The organism is Mesorhizobium sp. M7A.F.Ca.CA.002.05.1.1 (assembly GCF_003998335.1).
GTDB lineage: Bacteria > Pseudomonadota > Alphaproteobacteria > Rhizobiales > Rhizobiaceae > Mesorhizobium.
This window is the reverse complement of record NZ_RZQI01001130.1, coordinates 1-1,635: the sequence shown is the minus strand read 5'-3', so window position 1 is coordinate 1,635 and position 1,635 is coordinate 1. Positions and strand designations below refer to the sequence as shown.

The 1,635-nt window shown below is 61.8% G+C and carries 3 protein-coding genes; 2 read left to right on the top strand and 1 reads right to left on the bottom strand.

From position 1 onward, the window contains the following. Together EN939_RS38730 and EN939_RS33285 are read left to right on the top strand one after the other, a co-directional pair. On the top strand, positions 1-519 hold a 519-nt coding region (locus EN939_RS38730), incomplete at its 5' end, for a hypothetical protein (protein ID WP_442919589.1). A gap of 177 nt (positions 520-696) precedes the next feature. Further along, positions 697-1,293, top strand: a complete 597-nt coding sequence (locus EN939_RS33285; RefSeq protein ID WP_127270637.1) for a glutathione S-transferase family protein — start codon at positions 697-699, stop codon at positions 1,291-1,293. 117 nt (positions 1,294-1,410) lie between these two features. Here the strand turns inward: EN939_RS33285 and EN939_RS33280 are convergent. Beyond that, positions 1,411-1,635 (bottom strand): outer membrane protein (locus tag EN939_RS33280; RefSeq protein ID WP_164751474.1); only part of this gene is annotated, 225 nt, incomplete at its 5' end.

Below are 1,635 nucleotides of genomic sequence, written 5' to 3'. Positions count from 1 at the left end.
GAAGAAAGCAGCACCCGCCAAGGCAGCGGCAAAGCCGGCGGCGAAGGCGGCACCAGCCAAGAAGCCTGCAGCGAAGGCTGCGGCGAAACCCGCAGCGAAGAAGGCAGCACCTGCAAAAAAACCGGCTGCCAAGGCTGCACCTGCCAAGGCTGCACCGGCCAAGAAGCCGGCTGCGAAAGCTGCTCCGGCAAAGAAGGCTGCGGCAGCGAAATCTTCAGCACCGGTGAAGAAAGCGGCACCTGCGGCCAAGCCGAAGGCAGCACCCGCGAAGGCCGGCAAGAAGTAGTCGCGTCTTCCCTCGCCGGGGGCGGTGCCGAAACAGTCAAGGGCGGGTGCCCGACAGGCGCCCCGTTCGTTGTTTGGCAGTCGGAAGGCGAGAACAGAGGCGGACGGAGGATATCTTTTCGCAGCTCCCAGGACTTCGCCATAGGGCGGAGTCCGGTGGGGCTTTTTGTGCCATTCATGCGCTTGATGAAATATCGGCGCGAGGCCCTTCGGTCTTGGCTGTCGGCTGAGTGATCCCTGCGATTCTGGCAACTCGGCGACTATGTGATCAAGCACCGTCTTCATGGAGCGCTCGCCAAACGGCCCCGGCCGATGAGTCCGCTCGCTGGCGGCCGGGTTTTCCGCTTCTGGCCATTGCTCGATCGCGCTTGATCGGTCAACACTGCCGGCCTGCAAAACAGGAAACCGATCATGCCCAGACTGCTCTATGCGTCCTCCTCTCCCTACAGTTCCAAAGTGCGCATGGCAGCCGCCTATGCCGGCATCGACATCGAAACGGTGGCGGTCAAAACGGACGACAAACCGACCGAACTGATCGGCGCCAACCCGCTCGGCAAGATCCCGGTTCTGGTGCTCGACGACGGCCGCTCCATCCACGACAGTCGCGCCATCACCCAGCATCTCAACCGTTTGTCGAAGAGCGCGCTTTTTCCACGCAATCCCGACAAGCGGCTCGAGGCTGAAGTGCTGGAGGCATTGGCCGACGGCATTTGCGACTGCGCGCTGTCGATGGTCTATGAACGGCGCACGCGGCCCGAGGAGATGGTCTATCAGCCTTGGCTCGATCGCCAGTGGGCGAAGATCACGGCGGCACTCGACCTGCTGAATGCCAACCCGCCGAAGCTGCCGAAGAAGATCACCGCCGGCCAGATGGCGCTGCGCGCCTGCCTTGGCTATCTCTCGCTGCGTTTTGCCGGAAAATGGGAGAAGGGTCGCGCCCGGTTGACGCGATGGGCGGCACGCTTCGACGAGAAGTTTCCAGAACTGAAGCCCTGCATTCCTGGTTGATAGCCGATTGCCCGGAATTGATTTCCCGGGTTATCGATTCGATCACCGGGAAAATCACTCAGACACAAAAAAAGCCGGGCGCGAGGCCCGGCTTTTTCGTGTCGTGGCTTGAACGACTTAGAACTTCATACCGACGCCGAAGGTGACGCGGTTGTCGGTGGCCTTGACCTTGCCGATGCCGTCGAAGCTCTTGCTGCCGAAGTCGGTGTAACGATACTCGACGCGGCCGAAGACATTGTCGGTCAGCTTGATGTCGGTGCCAACACCGGCGGTCCACCCGAGCATCGTTGCGCGATCGCTGGCCCCAAGGACGGTGTCTTCCACCTTCCTGCTTCTGCCGGC

What these genes read in the sequence shown, in the direction of transcription:
- EN939_RS33285 (WP_127270637.1), top strand. Translation starts at nt 697, where the DNA reads ATGCCCAGACTGCTCTATGCGTCCTCCTCTCCCTACAGTTCCAAAGTG.